Origin of the sequence: Pigmentiphaga sp. GD03639, from assembly GCF_029845405.1 — a bacterium.
GTDB lineage: Bacteria > Pseudomonadota > Gammaproteobacteria > Burkholderiales > Burkholderiaceae_B > Pigmentiphaga > Pigmentiphaga daeguensis.
Genome location: NZ_JAOCLR010000067.1, coordinates 1 through 2,385, shown reverse-complemented (window position 1 = coordinate 2,385; position 2,385 = coordinate 1). Strand labels below are relative to the sequence as shown.

Annotated in this window: 2 protein-coding genes; both read right to left on the bottom strand. The window is 53.9% G+C overall.

Annotated elements, in window-relative coordinates; genetic code table 11:
- Nucleotides 1–696 precede the first annotated feature (696 nt).
- Nucleotides 697–1,569: a hypothetical protein gene (locus tag N5K27_RS28755; protein WP_279820988.1), complete on the bottom strand. Its 873-nt coding sequence runs from the start codon at nucleotides 1,567–1,569 to the stop codon at nucleotides 697–699.
- 9 nt (nucleotides 1,570–1,578) lie between these two features.
- Nucleotides 1,579–2,094 (bottom strand): hypothetical protein, encoded by a 516-nt coding sequence (locus N5K27_RS28750; protein WP_279820986.1) that lies wholly within the window; start codon nucleotides 2,092–2,094, stop codon nucleotides 1,579–1,581.
- Nucleotides 2,095–2,385: the final 291 nt, after the last annotated feature.

Below are 2,385 nucleotides of genomic sequence, written 5' to 3'. Positions count from 1 at the left end.
CATTGAACCACGCTCATGACCAAGGCGACGTCACATCCGATCTTTCATGGTCACTAGCGCTAAGGCCGTTCAAGAACGGAGGCAAGCCTAGGAGGCTCTACCTCGATAGAAATCAGCGCCAGGCGCTCATATCGGCTTGCCAAGCCCCATTGCTGGCAGCACTGCTGGAGGGACTGTCCCGGCTACCAATGAGGCTTGGTGCGCTTGCAGCACTCAACGTCAGGGACTTCGAATCGCGAATTGGTGTGTTGACCATCGGAAAGGAAAAAAGTGGCCACGACCGAAGAATCAAGCACCCCCTATCCACTAGGAACTTCTTTCGGCAACACGCAGGCAGCAGAGCCCCTGAAAGTCCCCTCCTCATGAGTCCATATAACGACGGTCGCTGGAATAAAGACGGATGGAAGGCTGGGATCAAGGCGGCAGCCGTTGCGGCTCAACTCCCTCCACTCACGACCGCAATGACATTGAGGCACTCAACAATCACCGACCTAGTCTCTGGTCGATTGGGCCTTCTGACCATCGCACGCCTCAGTGGAACGTCGGTAGCTATGATTGAGAAAACTCACTGACACCTACGTCAACACCTGGCTGAAGAATCACTCGAAAAACTGGATCTGTAGGCTTGGTTGTTTGCACTCGGTGACTGGTCCACGGCAGGCACAGAGTGCGATCCAACCTTTAGGCTGCTCCAGGTCACGCGCCCCTGCGACGCTTCGAATTAGCCTCATAGGTCGCCCCGGTAATGGGCCCGACGTAGTACTCCTCCTCAAGGAATTTGAGCACGGCTCTCAACGCGCGCCGGTCACTCGGTATGACCAACTTCGCCTCATCGCCGTCACCGACAATATTGAGAACCACATCAAATGTCAAAGCCTTACCTGCAAGCGCCACGACATTCACGCCGTTGAGCACGCCCGAATCCAAGATATACGCAAGCCTCGTTCTGATCCATTGTCCCGAGCTACGTTTAAGATCGTCCAGATCCTCGACGTGAACAGAGTCAAGGGCTGCAAACCGGTCGACGTCAGCCTCGGTGGCAGCACGGTAGTACTGCGTGATGTCGATAATTTGTTTTAGCCAATGCATGCTCCGAAAACGAAGGGCATTGGTGTAATAGACCGCGTGGCACCCTCCCCCCAGCACTAGCCCCGGTGCCTCTTGCCTCGTGAATACATCGTTGTGCAAGAATATCTGCCAAGATGATCTGGTCAAACGTTGCTGCCTGGGTATCACCTGAAATATCAACCGGTCATTGGCAGCATCGGAGGCAAACACGCAATAGACTTGCGACAACGTTTCGTCGCTTTGGTCTAACGTAGGCCATCCAACAGGATTTTGCAGCGGATCGAAAAGTAGCGCAGGAAGGTCAAACGGAGCGATCTCCAAGACTTCCGAATCATCCGGCTGAAAGTTCTCCCGCTCAAACGGGACGACCTCCAAATCAGGACTCAAGAGAGTGTCCGCGTATGCAGAAAAAACGTCACCTAGCTCAGCTTGCAGCGCCTGCTCAAGCTCCATCCGGAATACGGCGGCCCCATGCCCACCGACCATTGCAAAAAAATCCATTATCCCCCCTCATGTCAGATCCACGACCAGATGTCGCGACAGACGTCCGACGTGGCTTACTGCCTTAACGTCGGTAATGTCATTTCGGGAAAGTAACAGATATGTAACGCCCGACGAGCATTTTGCTTCGTAGAAGTGGTAGCCCATAATGGTTAGCAGCGGATTGAAAGTGAACGCGTTGGTAGTAGCCAACACGAATGCAAGAATCAGCAAAACTACTGCCTGGGCAGTAAGACTGACGTCAGCGGCAGGGGCCACCAGAGGAAAGAGATAGGTCACGATGTAAGCCACGACCTCATTGTCAACCGCCTTGATTTCATCCACCGCGAACGAAATCTTGGTTAGCTTTACAGCCGCTTTTTTCAGCATCGCACGGCAAATCAGTGCGAGTGCGAACGCACATAGAACAACCAGCAGTTGATGAATGGCAAAGCCCTGGCGGCTGAAATCAGCAACCGCCCATGTCAGCGCGACTGGCGAGATTGCTGTGATTGCCAAAATCAATTTTGCAAGGTTGCTCAGCATCCTTTTCCCATCCCAGTTTGAGCGTGATGCGCAGGTGCGAGCCAACTGCGGCTGGAAACTTTACAGAATCCGCCAGAAGTTGGGTAGAGAGATATGAGGAGATCTGCACGGCTATCAACCCTAGATGTTCCATAGTTAGGCTCACCTGCCGCCCCTTCCTCGACGAATTACCCCCGAAGGCGCAGGCCCAAGGTGACCACTCAGACGGGGGATTACCTACCAGCTCCCGGCTTGTAGCTATCTAGCCGACACCTTGGGAAGCGCGCTAGAATTGGCTGCGGTTACCTCACC